This window comes from Blautia hominis, from assembly GCA_002270465.1.
GTDB lineage: Bacteria > Bacillota > Clostridia > Lachnospirales > Lachnospiraceae > Blautia > Blautia hominis.
The window spans coordinates 740379-757674 of the sequence record NQOF01000001.1 but is presented as its reverse complement, the minus strand read 5'-3'; the positions used below and the strand labels follow the sequence as shown (position 1 = coordinate 757674).

Sequence of the window (17296 nt, the reverse complement as noted above, 5' to 3'; positions counted from 1 at the left end):
CGCTCAAACAGTGGTTTTAAGAAGGATGAGCAAACTGCTGCCCAGATGGATCTTCTCCAGATCCTCCCTCTTACTTCCCAGCAGCAACCCGTCCGCTATCAAATGTTTTACTTTTGACCGGGAGATGGAAAGCTGCTCCGCCAGGAACTTGTCGGCCCTGATCTTCAGGCCGTTGGGGTTTTGGATGCGGATGATGCGGCAGTTTCCCTCCGAATCTTGTAAAGAAACAGGTATTTCTGTATTCTCTTTGGTTACAATGTATGAGATGGATCCTTCCTTTACAACAGCTCTGTTTTTCTCGAATATTTCTTTGGATGTTCCGATCTCCAGGGCAAGAGCGCTGTTGTTTTCCTGGAACTTTTTATGGGATCCTTCCGGCAGCTTTTTGGGGCTGACGCGCTCAAAGATGGTGAGATTATAGGTGGATCTGCACTTTTCACACTGGTAGATCAGCCAGATATCTACACATTTTTTGTTGGCATTGATGCGGAAATTCCCGGTACTTTGAAAGAGGGATCTTGTGCCGCATTTTGGACAGTTTCTGATGATCTTATACGGAGAGACGGGGGTAAGAGTCCAAGTCTCTCCTTTTAAATAGCTCATATGCATATTCCTTTCGGTCTTTTATTGGCTCAGGATATGCAAAGGCTATTTCACTATAGAATTGTTATAATGCAATAGCCTCTGCTATGCATTTTTCTTGGGTTCGGACATGAATGGAGCCTCCTTTTTCAGTATAGGGATAGTATATCAGGGGGAGAATACGGTTTCTACCTCGACTTTTTTTCTAAAAAACAATGAGGAAAGGGGTGAAAATTTTTATAAAAAAGGGCGATCATTACATGAATGATCACCCTTCACGGTCCAGTATTTTTTTGAATTCATCAAAAGATAAATCTCCTTTTTTTGCCTTTTCCAAAGCTTTTTTTGCCTTTTTTGCCCACTGTGTAAACTCCTTTTCAGAGGATGGTTTGTTGATGATATTTCTTTGTTTTCTGGCATTTTCCCTTTTGTATGCAGTGCGGTAATAGCGGATCAATTCATCCGCATGGATCTGTTTGTCATAGTAATCTTCCCGGCAGGTTTTGGAGTTGGCCTGGGTCCTGGAGCAGTAAAGCTCATCTTTTCTGTTATATGGGGAAAAGAGCCTGCCGCAGTTCTTACAGGGGCGTACATGTACATTGTTGGAGACCAGAAGAGAGAAGGTATAGAGACAGATCGTTTTTATATCCTCCAGGGTAGTTATATCCAGGTTCGTGGTGGTCTCAATGGATGTCTTCTCTAAAGACGCTGCCAGTGCGGAGAAATCCAGGGATGTTTTGGTCTTCTTGATCAGCTCATAATAGTTGGCATTGGAGATAATACTGCTCACCATCACATCATTGTTGTTAGAGAAGTGAATCTTTCTGTCCGGATTAAGAGCACTGGCGCGGTCACTTAAGTTAAATATATTTTGGATGGGCTGGTTCCGCATAAAATTAGAGTCAAAATGTGACTGATACAGATAAGCCCTCTGCTGTGTATGGAGCTTAGAAAATTCAAGAAAACTGGAATAATCCAGGCAAAAGGTAACTGCATTTCTCATGGAGGATATGAAATTCTGGAACTCCTCCAGCTCTTTTAATTCGTGCATGATATTTTTGCGGACTTGTTCCCAATAATGCTGCATCTTATCATCACGGTCCGCCTCTGTAATGTCCGAGGCATCAAAATTCATATACTCCCGGAGATAATAAAACTCATACCATTTGTAGCTTGTAAGAACAGGATTCAGGTTAAAAGTGGACCTCCAAAATGGATGTACCCCGGATAAATTTTCGTAAATCTTAATGATAAAATCCATGGTAGTATGTATCTTCGTCTGATCCAAATAATCTTTATCCAGATATTTAAATACTTTGTTGTAATGCTCAACAATTGGGTGGAGTGCCTCTTCACTGTTTTCCAGGAAATCCAGAAAATGCTGCCCGAGGGCTGTCTGGGTACGCTCCAGACACCGGTACTGATTGCTGTCAGGAGAAATTTTTTTGTATATTTCAAAGTATTCCCGGCCCTGGGTGGAATTTACTATAAATCGGCCAAAAATCACGGGTTCATTCAGCATTTCATGCTTCCTCCTCATAGACAGTACGTTTTTAATTTAGATACTATCCACAAAAATGAGACAGAAATTGTTGAAAAAAGGGTGGAAATTGATATAATGTCTCACATGGGATAGATGTTAGAAAAAAGTTTTCTTACTACTGCTATTTTCTAATATTATAGCTCGAAATCGCTTCTTTTGCAATAGAATTGGCCAATACATGCAATGGAACAGTAAAAAGAATGTTACTGTTCACTCCGTGTCCAGTAACACGCTTCGCGATGCACAGATATGAAAAAAACATTGGGAGGAACATTTATGAGACCTTATATTTTAATTGAGTGGAACGATACAAAAACAGAGGCAAAGGGTTGGTTATGTGTATTTAATCTGGCAAAAGGATATTCCGGCGGGGGAATCCGGATGCATCCCACTGTGACAAGAGAAGAGGTTATCCGTCTGGCGGAGGCAATGGCTTACAAGAGGAAAGCCTGTGAGAATACCTGGCAGGGCGGCGCCAAAGCGGGAATCGTTTATGATTACAAGGCACCGGACGCTGTGGATGTGTTGAAGAGATTTATCATTGCCATGAGACCCTATATTGACGCGGGATTAGCCATGGGTTCGGATCTGGGGACCAAGTATGAGGATGTATACCGGATCTTTGATGAGCTGGGAATGGGACGTCCAATGACAAAATCCATGAAGAATAACCCGATCATCGCAAAAGGCCAGGAGAATGTAAGAAAACTCCTGAAAAGTGAATACGATGGGTTCCTGTTAAATGACCTGACCACAGGATATGGTGTTGCTGTCTCAGCGGACGAGGCCTGGAAACAGATGGACGGTGAGCCGGGCGCTTCCGTGGTGATCCAGGGATTCGGATGTGTGGGACTGAGCTGCACCCACAGACTGCATAAACTGGGTTATAAGATTGTCGGTATCGCAGATGCGAATTGTTTTGTTTACTGTAAGGACGGCCTGGATGTGGAGAGTCTTGTGTCCAATGTTCTGCCGAGAGGAGAGATGGACCAGTCAAAATTTGACCCTTCCTGGGAAGTGATGCCCAACTCCGGTTGGCTGGATGTACCATGTGATATCCTGGTTCCGGTAGCGCTGGAAGATGTGATCAATGGGGGCAATGTGGACAAAGTGAAAGCAAAACTCATCTGTGAGGGTGCCAATATACCTGTGGCAGCTTCCGCAGACCCGGGACTATATGAGAGAGGAATCCAGATCGTACCTGACTTTATTACGAACCTGGGTGCTGTCCGCTTTTTCTATACCATCACCTTTGGCGTCATCGAGCCTACGGCCGAGAATGTCATCCACGATATTGATGCCCTGTGCAGAAGGAATGTGGCGAAAATATTTGAGATATCCAAAGCCACAGGCAGATATCAAAGAGACATTGCCCTTGAGATCTTTGAACCGGATACCCAGGACGAGCCTGAGTGCTGAACCCCGGTTATCATAAAGCAGCCTGCCGGCCGTACAGCGGCGGGCAGGGCTGCGGGAAAGGAGAAGGTATATATGGTTGCCATAAAAAAAGAGAACTGCAAATCCTGCGGTTACTGCATCCGGGCATGTAAGCAGGGGGCTCTGTCCGTATCAGGGGAGATGAACAGCAAAGGGTATGCAGTGGTTGAAGCGGATCAGGAAAAATGCATCGGATGCGGAATCTGTTACACCGTCTGTCCGGATTATGTGATCACAATAAAAGATGAGGAGGTGCAGCCTGCATGAGAACATTGATGAAGGGAAATAATGCGTTGGCTGAAGCCGCGATCCTGGCCGGATGCCGTTTTTTTGCCGGTTATCCCATTACACCTCAGACAGAAATACTGGAATATCTGTCTTCCAGACTGCCGGAAGTGGGGGGACATTTTGTCCAGACAGAATCAGAGCTGGCGGGGATCAACATGGTCCTGGGCGCTGCAGCCACCGGGTTTAGGGCAATGACAAGTTCTTCGGGGCCGGGATTCAGCCTGAAGCAGGAAGGAATCTCCTACATATCCTCCATGGAACTGCCCGCGGTGATCGTGGATGTTATGCGCTACGGCATTGGCCTTGGTAATATCACATTGGGACAGGCGGATTATTTCCAGGCGGTAAAGGGAGGAGGACACGGGGGATATAAGACACTGGTATATGCACCATCCTCAGTACAGGAAAATGTGGATCATACGATACTGGCCTTTGACAAAGCGGAAGAATACCGCACCCCGGTCATTCTTTTGAGTGACGGAGCCATTGGCCAGATGGCAGAGTCCGTGAAACTGCCCGAGGGCAGAGAGCACGACCCCGATAAATTTCAGTGGACACTGAAAGGAAAAGATGAGGCACACCCCAACGGCAGAAAAATGACAGACAGAATTTATTATGACTTTAAATATAACGAGTATGATCCCCATATCCGTGAGCGCTACTCTGTGATGGAAGAGAGGGAACAGATGTGGGAAGAAGTTGAGACGGAGGATGCGGAAATCATCCTTGTGGCTTACGGGATCACCTCCAGAGTATGCAGGGGAGCTGTAAAAGCAGCCAGGGCAAAGGGGATAAAACTGGGATTGATCCGGCCCATTACGCTGTGGCCGTTCCCGAAGAAAGCGCTTCACAAAGCCAACAAAAAGGTAAAGGCATATCTTGCAGTGGAGATGAATGCCTGCGGCCAGATGGTGGAGGATGTGGCCATTTACGCACAGGGTACCCCTGTATATGCTTATCCGTCGGGAAGAGTCATTGCGGATATGGATGAAATTCTGAGGATTGTGGACGAGATTCGCGCCGGCACAAGAAGGGAGGCATTCTAAATGGCAGTAAAAGTTAGGGAAATACCGAGAAGTATATATGCGGCAAACAGTTTCTGCCCGGGATGCGGACATGGACTTGTATTACGGCTGATAGCTGAAGTGTTGGATGAGATGGACATTGACAGGAATACAATCGGTGTTTTGGCAGTGGGATGCAGCTGTCTTACAAACCGTACGCTGGCTATTGACCTGCTTCAGGCACCTCATGGGAGAGCAACTGCGGCGGCAGCGGCCATCAAACGGTGCAGGCCCGAAAAGCTGGTACTGACCTATCAAGGTGATGGGGATGCTGCCTCCATTGGTATTGCGGAGACGGTTTACACAGCACAGAGAAAAGAAAAGATCACACAGATAGTAGTCAATAACGGTGTCTATGGCATGACAGGGGGACAGATGTCACCTACTACTTTGGTTGGCCAGAAGACAACCACTTCTGTGAAGGGAAGGGACCCGGAAGTGTCCGGTATGCCGCTGAACCTTATGGAGGTCCTGAAAAGCTTTGAGCCTGCTTATATGGCAAGGGGCTCCATTCATGACGCAGCTCATATCAACAAAGCAAAATCTTATATTAAGAAGGCCTTTAAGTCCCAGATGGCAGGGGAAGGATACAGTTGTGTGGAGATTTTATCCCCATGTCCAACGAACTGGCATATGTCACCGGAGGAATCCATGAGAAGGATCGGTGAAGAGGTGGTTTCGTATTATCCTCTGGGAGAATTTGCAAAGGGAGGTGACCGGTAATGGAGAAACAATTTGTATTTGCGGGCTTCGGCGGTCAGGGGATCCTGACTACCGGACTGATCATTGCCCATATCGGGGCAATGCAGGATAAAGAGGTCACCTGGATCCCTTCATACGGCGCAGAGATGCGCGGGGGAACTGCTAACTGTACGGTTAAGATCAGTGATGATCTGATCGGAAGTCCGTTTGTGAAGAAGATAGATATCCTCATTGCCATGAATCAGCCCTCCATTGATAAGTTTCTGTCGCAGATGAGTGATAACGGACTTATTCTGGTCAATTCTTCTATTATAAAGGAAGTTCCCCAAAAGGGAAATATAAAAGTAGTGGAGATTCCTGCAGCAGAAGTGTGTGAAAAGATTTCCTATGCCAGAGGGACCAACATCTGTATCATCGGGGCACTGGCAGCCTGTACCGATCTATTTGATAAAGCGTGTTACGAAGAGGGGATCAGGCATTATTTTGCAAAGAAACCGCAGTTCCATGAAAACAACCTGGCAGCCTTTCGGGCAGGATATGAGTATGTAGCAAAGGGGTGAGCCTATGGATCTGAATAAATTACTGCGTCCAAAAAGTATTGCGGTGGTGGGAGCAACGGACAAGCCCGGTTTCGGGCTGTCCACCTGCACCAATCTCCTGAAGTCCGGGATGAGAGAACACGTATATTTTGTTCATCCCAAGAGGACCGAGGTTCTGGGAAAGGAATGTTACAGGTGCATTGCGGACATTCCTGAGAGGATCGACATGTGCGTGCTGATCGTCAATAAGAAAGTAGTGCCCCAAGCGCTGGCGGAGGCCGCAGAATGCGGGTGTAAGGCAGCAGTTGTCTATGCCAGCGGATATGGGGAGACTGGGGATAAGGAGAGCGAAAGTGAGCTGCGCCTGCTCTGCCAAAAGCTGGATATGGCTGTTATGGGAGTAAACTGTGCGGGGTTTATCAACAATCTGGATGATATCTTTGCCTTTGGTATGCTGGTGCCCGGTGAGGCCCGTAAGGGAAATGTTGCTGTTATTTCCCAGTCCGGTAAGATATGTCTGAATATGATGCAGGTTACATATATGAATTTTTCCTATCTGATCTCCAGCGGAAACAGCACTTGTATCCGGATCGAGGACTATCTGGAGTATCTGATACAGGATAGGGAGACAAAGGTGATCGGCCTTTATATGGAAGGGATCAAAGACCCTGTTAAATTTAAGGAGGTATTGAAGCAGGCAGCCCTGGTGCGCAAACCGGTGGTGATCCTGAAAGTGGGGAAAACCTCAAAAGGAAGCGCTCTAGCAGCTTCCCACACAGGGAGTCTTGCGGGATCTGACAAAGCATTTGATGCAGTCGCCAAAAAATTCGGTGTTATCCGGGTGGATGATATTGAAGAACTGGTACAGATGTGCCATATGCTCAGTGTCCTGCCCATGATACCGGAAAATACAGGACTTTCGGCTATGTGTCTCTCAGGAGGAGAGACAGGCGTGTGCGCGGATACTGGAACACTGCTGGGACTTCAATATCCTGATCTTGCCCCTGAGACCATGGATAAGCTGAAAGGGCTCCTGCCGGACTATGCCACACCGGCTAACCCTCTGGATATGTCAGCAACCCTTGCCCATGACGGAGAAAAATATGCTGCTGTGATCCAGGCTATTATGGAAGACCCGTCCATAGGAATGGTCTTGTGCGGACAGACCATACTGCCAAAGCACGGTCCGAAGGATGTGATCTGGCCCATGTCAGACGGTATGGTGATCGCAGCGGGCAGGAAGAAAAAGCCCGTGGCGGTCATGAGCTTCTTCAATTCCTCCAGAGATGAGAGGGTGCGTGAAAAGCTGGAAGGTGCAGGTGTTCCCATATTGCCGGCAACAGGGTGTGGATTTAAGCTTTTGAAATATCTCATGGATTTTGTAAAGTATGATCCGAAAGAACATATTCTGGATCTGGCAGTCATGGAAGTTCAGAAAAAAGAGAAAGTCAGGACAGCTCTCAGCGAACATGAGAGCAAGCGGGAGCTGGCAGCAGCAGGGGTGCCTGTACCGCCGGAAGCCATTGTAAGTTCTCCGGAAGAATTAAAAGAATTCGCAAAAACCATGACTTTCCCGGCTGTGGCTAAGATCGCATCCCCTGATATTCTGCATAAAAGTGATGTGGGCGGAGTGAAGCTGAACCTTATGGACGCCGGTCAGGTGGAAACGGCTTACAGGGAGATCATGGAAAGTGTAAAAGGGAAATGTCCGGATGCAAAGATCGACGGTGTGCTGCTTCAGTCCATGCTTCCCCAGGGGGTGGAGATGATTATTGGAGTGAATGCAGATCCCCAGTTTGGCCCCATGATACTGTGCGGACTGGGCGGTGTGTTTGTGGAGGTGTTCAAAGATGTGAGCCTTTACCCTGCGCCTTTGAATAAGCAGGAGGCCAGAGAAATGATCGGGTCTCTGAAAGGCTGTAAGCTTTTAACCGGCTATCGGGGCAGCAAACCCTGCGATGTGGATGCCCTGGCAGAATTTATTGTTAAGATTTCCGAATATGCTGTTGCCCACAAAGAGACTTTAAAGGAATTAGATATAAATCCGCTGTTTGTATACCCCCAGGGGGAAGGGGCAGCATTGGCGGACGCACTGATCATAAAAGAGCAGTAGGCAACTATTCAGTAGGTCTGCGCAATCACTGCGCTGACCATAAGAAATTGTACCACGGCCAAGCAAAAATCCCATCGCCAAAGGCGATTCTGCATGGATTTTTGCCTGTAACTGTGAGGGTACTGAACAGTTACAGCAGTAGTATAAAAACCAGGGAGGTATGTAGATGGGAAATACAAATAAGCAGCATAAATGGATCGCGTTTTTTGTGGTCACCATATCAGCGGGCCTGATCTACCGTGTTCCATATTTAAAAACTGTATTTTATGATGCATTGGTGGAAGAGTTTCAGCTGACCAACACGCAGGTGGGCACCATTATGAGTGTCTATTCCATAACAAAAATGATCATTTATATCCCGGGAGGTATTCTTGCGGACCGGTTTGACAACCGCAAGATGCTGGTGGGCTCTAACTTGATGCTGGCATTGCTGACTTTCTGGTATGCCACCATTCCATCTCTGACGGGGCTTATGGCAATTCAGTTCTTACTGGCATTTTCCAATGTGGTATTCTGGGTTTCTGCTGTGAAGGCCATCCGTATCCTGGCAGATGACAATGAGCAGGGGTCCATATTCGGGTACAGTGAGGGGATCCGTGCATTGGCAGGCGTTTTGATCAACTTTGCAGCCCTTGCGGTGTTTAACCACTTTGTCCTTACAGAACAGCCTTTGCGCTATGTTTTGATCTTTTACGGTATTGTTTATACTATACTTACTGCTGCCATGTGGCTGCTCCTTCCTAAAAAGAGTAAAGACGAAGCACGTTCAACGGCAGCGCTGGCAGATTATATTAAAGTTTTAAAGATTCCCGGTATCTGGATCGTAGCATTCCTTGTTATGTGTGCATACAGTGCCCAGGTGGCATCCGAGTACACAACTACATATCTGACTACGATATTTGGTATGACTACCGTGACGGCTGGTATCATTGCCACCATCAGAAGTTATGGGATCGGTATCTTCAGTGCACCTATCATGGGAAAAATAGCAGACAAGACCAGCTCCTATTCAAAGATGGTCATGGGACTGTTTGTGGTGGAGATCGTTTTTGCCGCTCTGCTCTTGTTCATTCCCGGAAAACCAAACATGCTGATACCTGCAATTGTAACCGTGATCGCTTTTGCTACTGTTATGTATGCCATTAGGGGAATTTATTTTGCGACTATGGGGGAAGCCGGGGTTCCCAAGGAATTTACGGGTACAGCCACAGGGATTATCTGCGCCATTGGGTTCCTTCCGGACGCGTATATGAACCTGATACTTGGAAAACTGATTGACAATAATCCGGGTGCGGCGGGATTTAAGTTTGTATTTGGGGCAATTATCCTGTTCGCTCTGCTGGGAATTGTATTTGCTCTGATCATTAACCGGATGGGGAAGAAAAACAGAGCTGCATAAAAGGCCAAGACAGCAGCGGCATAAAAAGAATTTGTAACTGTTCAGTACCCTCACAGTTACAGGCAAAAATCCATGCAGAATCGCCTTCGGTGATGGGATTTTTGCTTGGCTGTGGCACACTTTTTTACGGTCAGCGCAGTGAATGCGCAGACCTACTGAATAGTTGCAAGAATTTTACAAAAGGTCAGGTGAAAATATATGGTTCTTGTACTTATAGTGTTAATGATCTATTTTGCGGCAACAGCGGTCATCAGTATTGTGCTGCAGAAAAAATCGAAAAATCTGGAAGGTTATTATCTTGGGCAGAGGAATCTTCCCTGGCCTGTGATCATGCTGACTTTTGCGGCTACCTGGATTGGTGCGTCCTCCACCCTGGGAAAATCAGGTCTGGCTTATGAAATCGGGATATCGGCCGTGCTGCCTACCTTTGCAACGGTGTTTGCGTTTGCCGTGTTCTGCCTTTTTGCCGGGCGGATCCAGAGGATTGGGCAGAAATATCATATTTTATCCATTCCGGATCTGATTACCAAGAGATTCGGCCGTCTGCCCGCCCTGATCGCCTCTGCCATTATCGGATGGACTGTGATCGGGACGGCAGGCACCCAGATGGTTGCCTCCTCCAAAATCCTTCAGATGGTCATGGCAGATGACTGGGAGATTTCTTATCGGGCAGCCCTTGTTGTCACCACTGTGATCGTGATCGCTTATACCACCTTGTCTGGGTTTTACGGGGTGGCTTACACGGATACCCTTCAGGGGATTCTGTTGATCGTAGTCATTGGGGTGGCGCTTCCGGCGGCGGCTTTGGCAAAAGTAGGAGGGCCGGCTGAACTGGCGGCAAGCCTTCCGAAACATTATTTTGAACTGAAGTTTGATAAATCCATTGTGTCTTATATGGTTGTATATCTGCTTTACTTTTTGGCCGGGCCTCCATACTGGCAGCGTTCCTTCGCGGCTTCGTCTTCCAAGGTGGCGAGCAAAGGGGCCATAGGGGGAAATGTGATCATCCTGTTTTACAGTTTTGCAGTCACCATCATAGGTGTCTGCGCACTGGTGCTGTATCCCTCTTTTCCTAAAGGGGTATCCCACGAGATGCTGATTCCTCTACTTGTAAAAGAATCCTTTCCTCCTATCTTATATGCGCTGGTGATCACGTCCCTGATTGCTATTGTTATGTCAACCATTGACAGCTATCTGCTGCTGGCGTCCCAGACATTATGTACAGATCTTCTGCTGGCAGTCCATCCCGGGATTAAGCCGGAGACTCAGCTAAAGCTGTCAAAATATTCGGTGGTAGTGATCGGTCTGCTTGCTCTGGTGTTTGCACTGCGGATGGAAAATATCCTGGAAGCGCTGGTGTTGTCTATGTCCTATTTTGCTTCAGCAATCGCGATTCCGGCTATGGCGGCTCTGCTGTCAAAAAAAGCGAAAAAACTGGGAATTACCATGGGAATGATGGGGGGATTGATTTCTTCTGTCGTGTGGAAATCCCTGCTGGGAAATCCTTTCGGTGTTCCGGAGGTGATCGTGGGAAGCCTCATGTCACTGGCTCTTTTGATCGTGGGGTCTGTGATAGATAAAAGAGAAACGGTTTTTCTGGATTAGAAGACCGGTTGTAATTCAGCCGGAAAATAAGTCAATATAAAAAAGGTCAGCATAACGCATTCGTGCAGGTTATGCTGGCCATTTGTATTTGCTGCTGTTTTTATAACTGTAATCTTAATAAACAGTTACCTATTTCCTTTTTTCCTGTAATAAGATCCTCTGTACGCTTTTCAAAGACAGGCAGTATTTATCTGCCAGTCCCGCGGGATCTGCACCGTCCCGGTAATCACGGTACAGCATGGAATTGCGAGCTGCGATCTCCTGCCGGATGCCTGTGCCGTCTCCCCAGGAACGCCTGTGTTCTGTCCTCCTGGGAATATAGATGCTCTCACCCTCCACGTACTGCTGTATCATTTCCAGCAATTCTTTTGGAAGGATCTTATCAGCCTTTTTGTAGCTCATCCTGTCCTCCTCGGTTATTTTAGTTCCAGGATTCGCAAAGGCTATTTTATATTTGGTCATGATCCGCAATAGCCTCTGCTACGCGAACATTACATATCGTTTCATAAAGAAAATGCCTCCTTTTGTTGTTTGAAAAATAGTTCTGCCTACGGTATGATTATACTTTATAGCGGCGGATTTGTATAGGATAATCAGGAATGTTTTCTTTGCATGTATGAAAAAGCATATCCGATTTAAGGATTTTTTCATAATTGCCGGGTTATAATCAACTCAGAAAACAGGAAAGGGAAGGATAGCCAAATGCTTTACAGAATATTAAAAAAGGATTTGCTGAGGAGAAAAGGAGTCAATGTGATACTGTTTCTGTTTATCACCATCGCAACTATTTTTCTGGCCAGCAGTGTGAATAATATCCTGGTTGTGAGTTCAGCCATTGATTATTACACAAACTATTCAAAAATCCCCAGTGTGAACTTCATTATGCGGGGAGAAACAGAGAGTGAGAAAGTGGAAAAATGGCTGGACAGCCAAGAGGGGAAGATAACGGAATACGGAAAGAGCAGTCTGATCGCCCTCAATGACCAAGATATAAAAATAGTAAGAAACCAAAAGAAAAAGGAATATGATACCGCAGGGACCACGGTATATATAAGTGCTGTGGGAATGGAATACTGCAAGGTTTTTGATATGGACGGAAAAGCTTTCTCCCTGAAGGACGGGCAGGCTGCCATGACCAGGGATGCTATGGAGAGAAATCATCTGGAGACAGGGGATAAGATTGTGGTTTCCGTGGGTGACACAGAGAAAGAACTGACGGTTTCCCGGCAGATGAAGGATGCGGCGTTTGGGAATGATATGACCGGAATGAACCGTATTATTTTAAGCAGTCAGGACTATGATGCGCTCCATAAAGACCAACATGCAGAAGATATCAATATGTATCTGGTCATGACAGATGATGAGACAGAATTTGTGAGGACTTTAAATGACCAGGATTTTACAACCGTTTTAAGCACAGTCACAAAGGGCACATACGACATGATCTATTCCTTCGATATGATCATGGCTGCCCTTTTAATACTGGTAGGTATCTGTCTGATCCTCATTGCGCTTCTGGTGCTTCGCTTTACACTGGTGTTCACTATGGAGGAAGAATACCGGGAAATCGGAATCATGAAGGCCGTGGGATTCCGGAATTTTATTGTGAAAAAGGTGTATCTCATCAAGTATCTGGTCCTGGTGTCAGCGGGCAGTGTGATCGGATTTGCAGCCAGTGTCCCGGTCAGCCGGTTCATGGTGAAGAGTGTCAGCCGGAATATGATCATGGAGGACAGCAGTTCCAACCTGTGGGTGAATTTCATCTGCTCAGGGTGTATCATCTTTCTGGTCATGCTTTTCTGTTATATCTGCACCGGAAAGCTGGATAAGATATCAGCGATCTCTGCCATCCGGAGCGGAAAGTCAGGGGAGAGATACGGCAGAAGGGCCGGGATCAGGCTGAACCGGAGAGGGAAAATGTCTGTGTCCATGTTCCTGGGACTTAACGATATGCTCACGCATATGAGGCGGTATCTGGTACTTATGATCACGTTCTGCATCAGCTTTGTGCTGATCACTATTCCCCTGAATACCATCAATACCATGCGGAGCCGGGAGATGGTAGTCAAGTTCGCCCTGGACCCTGAAAGCGCGGTATATGTGAGAAGGATTGAGCAGCCAAGTGAGGGGAATTATAAAAATAAAGAGGAACTTACAAAAGGAATGCGGCGTGTAGAACAGGAAATGAAAGAAAAGGGATACGATGCAGAACTTACGGGGATTCCGTTTTACTTTCTGAAGATTTCAAAGGATGGAACGGCCGCAGACCAAAAGCTTTTGGTTCTTCAAAATCTGGGACCGGACAATGATTATCTGATTTATGACAAAGGTGAGGCCCCGAGGCTGGAAAACGAGATCGCACTCTCAGAAACGGTATTGGAACAGAATGAATGGAATATTGGTGACTGGGTAGATATCATGATCGGCAGCAAAAACAAAAAGTTTATTATAACGGGCACTTACTCTGACTATATGCAGTTAGGACAGTCCGGCAGACTGAATCCTGTCATTGATATGAGGGATGAAATGTTAGCGGATTACTGGAATATCCTGGTGGATATGGATACGGATAAGACACAGAAAGAGCTGGCCGAAGAACTTCAGGAGAAGCTTCCCGGCTATGAATGGACGGACGCACAGACCCTGGTTGACCAGAATGTGGGCGGTATCCAGGATTCCTTATCGGACCTTCTGCTCCCCATGACGGGTTTACTCTGCGCGATCATCATGCTGATCACCGCGCTTATGGAAAAACTCTTTATTGTGAGGGAGAAAGGGGAGATTGCCATGATGAAAAGTGTGGGATTCAGGAATTGGAGTATCCGGAGATGGCAGATCCTCCGAATGGTATGGGTGGTACTGGTATCCATGATAGCGGCAGTGCCACTGTCTCTTCTGAGCAACCGGTTCGTACTGAAACCGATCTTTGCCATCATGGGAGCCAGTGTTGAGATCCAGGTTGTACCCTGGCAGGTATACGGCGTTTATCCGGGTATACTGCTTGTGGGAATCATTACAGCCACCATATTTGCAACCAGAAAAGTGAAACAGATCCATATACGTGAAATGAACAATATAGAGTAGAGGTTTGGACGGAGGTAGAGGAAAATGGAGTCATTGAGAGTTTCTAATTTGTGCAAAACATATATTATTGATAAGCGCCAGAATAATGTGCTCAGGAATGTAAATCTGGAGATCAAAGAAGGGGAGATGGTGGCGGTTATGGGGCCCTCCGGTTCCGGCAAAACGACCCTTCTTTATACGGTCAGCGGCATGGACAATGCCACTGCTGGAAAAGTGGATTTCTTTGGGCGTGAGCTGACAAAGCTGAGTGCCAATGAGATCAGTGATATGCGGCTGGAACAGATGGGATTTGTATTTCAGCAGATGTATATGCTGAAAAATCTGTCAATCTATGATAACATTATTATGCCTGCTTACCAGACCGCCGTGGGAAAGACAAAGGCTGGCCGGGCAGCAGTCAATGAGAGGGCCAAGGTACTGATGAAGAAACTGGGAATCAGTGAAGTGGCTGACAATGATATCAATGAGGTGTCAGGCGGACAGCTTCAGAGAGCATGTATCTGCCGCAGCCTGATCAATGAGCCGAAGATCATTTTCGCGGATGAACCCACAGGAGCGCTGAACAAACAGAATTCCATTGAGGTCATGGAGGAATTGAACCGTATTAACCAGGAGGGCACCAGTATTCTTCTGGTTACCCATGATATGAAGGTGGCGGCCCGCTGTGAGAGGGTTTTGTATATTGAGGACGGTGATATCCGGGAGGATATCACCCTTGGGAAATGGCAGAAGGACCAGGACTTAAGGGCCAGGGAGCGTACTTTGAATGACTGGCTGATCAAGCTTGGATGGTAAAGAAAGGATTTGTATGAAAGATATTTTGCTGGTGGAAGACAATAGGGAGCTGGCAGAGCTTCTGCAGGCATTTTTGGAAAAGGACGGATTTTCTGTCCATTCTGTTCCTACAGGGGAGGAGGCATCTGCATACCTGGAGGAAAACCGTGTAAAGATACTGCTTCTGGATATTATGCTTCCCGGCATGGACGGCTTTGCCGTCTGCCGGGCAGTGCGTGAGAAGGGGGATATCCCCATACTGATCATGAGTGCCAGGGCGGAAAAAGATGATAAGTTAAACGGGTTTTTACTGGGGGCGGATGACTATATGGAAAAACCTGTGGACCCGGATCTTTTGACTGCTAAAGTGAGGGCACTGATGCAGAGAACTTACGGTGCCAGGACAAAGACCGATTACCTGGTATCCGGGGGGCTTACCATAGACAGGAATTCACGGAAGGTTTACCGGGAGAGCCAGGCAGTAGAGCTGAATGCGAAGGAGTATGAGCTGCTGCTCCTACTTGCTGAGAATCCGGGCAGAACGCTTCACAAGGAGTATCTGTTTGACCGGATATGGGGGATGGACAGCTTTAGTGAAAACCAGACTTTGACAGTTCATATTAAGATGCTGAGAAGCAAAATAGAGGATGATCCCAGGGCGCCTAAGCGTATTCAGACTGTCTGGGGAGTGGGGTACCGGTATGAGGAAATATAACAGGATATTGGCAGTGTTTGTGTGTCTCTATCTTTTTCTGGCACTGGGAACAGGTATGGTTCTATACCGGATGCAGGGGGAAAAAGACAGAGCATTCCGAGTGGAGATCAACCGGATCTATCAAGAGATATTGGGAGGAACACATCCGGATAAAGTGGATTTGAGCAGATACAGGGATGTATACAGGATAGATACTCTGCCCCTGGAGGAGGCAGAAAGCCGGGAGAAAGCGGATGTGTTTTTCGGAGATGAAAATGAGGGGAATGTTGTTGTGAAACCCTGGTTTGCAGACAGCAGCCTGAAAGGGTATCTCCGTTTTTTATATAGAGAAGAAAATATAAGCCTGGGCGGTGTGATGGTGACCGTGCAGGCTGCGCTTGCGTTTATGGCAGTGACGGTCATAGGGATACTTCTATATCTGAAATACCGGGTGATCAAGCCTTTCAACCGGGTGAGGGAGCTGCCCTATGAGCTGGCAAAAGGGCACCTGAAAGGGGAAGTGAAGCAGGAGAAAAACAGATATTTCGGAGATTTTTTATGGGGGATCGGGCAGTTAAAAGATACCCTGGAAGTGACAAAAAAGCGGGGGCTTGAGCTGGAAAGGGAAAAGAAAAAAATGTTGTTGTCCTTGTCTCATGATATGAAAACGCCTCTTGGGACCATAAAGCTTTATGGGAAAGCGCTGGAGCAGGGGATTTATGATACAGAGGAGAAGAAACGGCACGCAGCCCATCAGATTGGAGTGAAGGCGGAGGAGATTGAGGGGTATGTGGCGGAGATCGTGAGGAATTCAAAAGAGGATATACTGGATATCCGGGTGAAAATGGGGGAATTTTATCTGGAAGAACTGGTGAAGCGGGTGGCGGATACTTATGTGGAAAAGTGTGCGGTGCGGATGGTGGAACTGGTGATGGGAAAGTATGAAAACCGGATCCTGCGGGGGGATTTGGATAGGGCACTGGAAGTGGTTGACAATGTGATGGAGAATGCGTTTAAGTATGGGGATGGGAGACGGATCGAGATTAGTTTTTATGAGGAGGATTATTGTCAGCTGATACGTGTTTTTAATACAGGGGAGGCAGTGTCGGAGAATGATTTTAATCATATTTTCGAGAGCTTTTTCAGAGGGACCAACAGTATAGGACAGCAGGGGAGTGGGCTGGGGCTTTATATATGCAGGGAGATCATGAGGAAGATGGATGGGGAGGTGTTTGCGGAGAGGGAGGTGGACGGGATGGGGATCGTGATGGTATTTCGGTAGGGATGGGGACTGGGACGGGAAGTGCAAAGGGGATGGGTGGGCTGCAGGTGTATATCTGTGGCCGCTCGACGTTCCAGAACCTGTGAACTAACCTCTAACTGCAACTAAGACGCTCACCAGCGGGTTCGCGCCTAAGTTTCCGTAAGAGGTGGATTTCACAGAACCTTCCACTTAACCTCGCTGCCACAGA

The 17296-nt window shown here is 47.0% G+C and carries 15 protein-coding genes; 12 read left to right on the top strand and 3 right to left on the bottom strand.

Annotated elements, in window-relative coordinates; genetic code table 11:
* Positions 1–3: 3 nt before the first annotated feature.
* Positions 4–603, bottom strand: a complete 600-nt coding sequence (locus CI595_RS03495) for a DUF1062 domain-containing protein (protein ID WP_095171742.1) — start codon at positions 601–603, stop codon at positions 4–6.
* A 247-nt stretch (positions 604–850) separates the two neighbouring features.
* Positions 851–2104: a DUF6076 domain-containing protein gene (locus CI595_RS03490; protein WP_095171739.1), complete on the bottom strand. Its 1254-nt coding sequence runs from the start codon at positions 2102–2104 to the stop codon at positions 851–853.
* Between the two features lie 297 nt (positions 2105–2401).
* Between CI595_RS03490 and CI595_RS03485 the strand changes: the two genes are divergently transcribed.
* The 8 genes from CI595_RS03485 (at position 2402) to CI595_RS03450 (ending at position 11272) form a co-directional block, all read left to right on the top strand.
* Positions 2402–3544, top strand: coding sequence for a Glu/Leu/Phe/Val dehydrogenase dimerization domain-containing protein (locus tag CI595_RS03485; RefSeq protein ID WP_095171737.1), 1143 nt, complete (start codon positions 2402–2404; stop codon positions 3542–3544).
* A 72-nt stretch (positions 3545–3616) separates the two neighbouring features.
* Positions 3617–3829, top strand: a complete 213-nt coding sequence (locus tag CI595_RS03480) for a 4Fe-4S dicluster domain-containing protein (RefSeq protein WP_095171734.1) — start codon at positions 3617–3619, stop codon at positions 3827–3829.
* Entirely contained in the window at positions 3826–4896 is a 1071-nt protein-coding gene (vorB, locus tag CI595_RS03475) for a 3-methyl-2-oxobutanoate dehydrogenase subunit VorB (RefSeq protein WP_095171732.1), read from the top strand. The genes CI595_RS03480 and vorB overlap by 4 nt, the downstream gene beginning before the upstream one ends.
* Positions 4897–5637, top strand: a complete 741-nt coding sequence (locus tag CI595_RS03470; protein ID WP_095171730.1) for a thiamine pyrophosphate-dependent enzyme — start codon at positions 4897–4899, stop codon at positions 5635–5637.
* Positions 5637–6176 carry a 2-oxoacid:ferredoxin oxidoreductase subunit gamma family protein gene (locus CI595_RS03465; RefSeq protein WP_095171727.1) on the top strand — a complete coding sequence of 180 codons (540 nt, stop codon included), beginning with the start codon at positions 5637–5639 and terminating at the stop codon, positions 6174–6176. The genes CI595_RS03470 and CI595_RS03465 overlap by 1 nt, the downstream gene beginning before the upstream one ends.
* A 4-nt stretch (positions 6177–6180) precedes the next feature.
* Entirely contained in the window at positions 6181–8268 is a 2088-nt protein-coding gene (locus tag CI595_RS03460) for an acetate--CoA ligase family protein (RefSeq protein WP_095171725.1), read from the top strand.
* A 166-nt stretch (positions 8269–8434) separates the two neighbouring features.
* The gene (locus tag CI595_RS03455) at positions 8435–9667 is read left to right on the top strand and encodes an MFS transporter (protein ID WP_095171723.1); all 1233 of its coding nucleotides are present in this window, start codon (positions 8435–8437) and stop codon (positions 9665–9667) included.
* A 198-nt stretch (positions 9668–9865) separates the two neighbouring features.
* Entirely contained in the window at positions 9866–11272 is a 1407-nt protein-coding gene (locus CI595_RS03450; RefSeq protein WP_095171721.1) for a sodium:solute symporter family protein, read from the top strand.
* Between the two features lie 129 nt (positions 11273–11401).
* Here the strand turns inward: CI595_RS03450 and CI595_RS03445 are convergent, their stop codons facing one another.
* Positions 11402–11674 (bottom strand): CD3324 family protein, encoded by a 273-nt coding sequence (locus CI595_RS03445; RefSeq protein WP_095171718.1) that lies wholly within the window; start codon positions 11672–11674, stop codon positions 11402–11404.
* Positions 11675–11974: 300 nt separating this feature from the next.
* On the opposite strand from CI595_RS03445, the gene CI595_RS03440 reads away from it, so the two are divergent.
* Genes CI595_RS03440 through CI595_RS03425 form a run of 4 tightly spaced genes read left to right on the top strand, consistent with a single transcriptional unit; the run spans position 11975 to position 17106 of the window.
* Positions 11975–14356, top strand: a complete 2382-nt coding sequence (locus CI595_RS03440) for an ABC transporter permease (RefSeq protein WP_095171716.1) — start codon at positions 11975–11977, stop codon at positions 14354–14356.
* Positions 14357–14380: 24 nt separating this feature from the next.
* Positions 14381–15151 (top strand): ABC transporter ATP-binding protein, encoded by a 771-nt coding sequence (locus tag CI595_RS03435; protein ID WP_095171713.1) that lies wholly within the window; start codon positions 14381–14383, stop codon positions 15149–15151.
* Between the two features lie 13 nt (positions 15152–15164).
* Positions 15165–15845 carry a response regulator transcription factor gene (locus tag CI595_RS03430; RefSeq protein ID WP_095171711.1) on the top strand — a complete coding sequence of 227 codons (681 nt, stop codon included), beginning with the start codon at positions 15165–15167 and terminating at the stop codon, positions 15843–15845.
* Positions 15832–17106 (top strand): HAMP domain-containing sensor histidine kinase, encoded by a 1275-nt coding sequence (locus CI595_RS03425; protein WP_095171709.1) that lies wholly within the window; start codon positions 15832–15834, stop codon positions 17104–17106. Before CI595_RS03430 ends, CI595_RS03425 begins: the two co-directional genes overlap by 14 nt.
* Positions 17107–17296 lie beyond the last annotated feature (190 nt).